The sequence below is a fragment of the Escherichia sp. AM3 genome (assembly GCF_032029835.1).
GTDB classification, from domain to species: Bacteria; Pseudomonadota; Gammaproteobacteria; order Enterobacterales; family Enterobacteriaceae; genus Escherichia; species Escherichia coli.
The window spans coordinates 1-269 of record NZ_JAVUPQ010000994.1; the positions used below are offsets into that span (position 1 = coordinate 1).

General features: G+C 54.6%; 1 protein-coding gene. It reads right to left on the reverse strand.

From position 1 onward, the window contains the following. A partial coding sequence (locus RTW80_RS29395; RefSeq protein ID WP_312721650.1) for an NAD-binding protein occupies positions 1-269 on the reverse strand: 269 nt, incomplete at both ends.

Here is a 269-nt window from a genome sequence, read left to right on the forward strand (position 1 = left end):
GTCGATAACCAGCTGTTCAGGGGCAATAAGATGGTCGATAGGTACTGCTTCGGAATTAAACAGCTTTTCCGCATCCCGGACATAGTCCGGGGAGCGAATGCGGGCGATGCGGTTCGGTGTGTTGAAAAGCGAGTAGGCCACCTGACATGCAACCATGTTGGTTTCATCTGAACTGGTTACTGCAACCAGCATGTCGGCATCGTCTGCGCCCGCCTCCCGAAGCACACGTGGGTGAGAGCCGTGCCCCTGTACAACACGAAGATCAAACT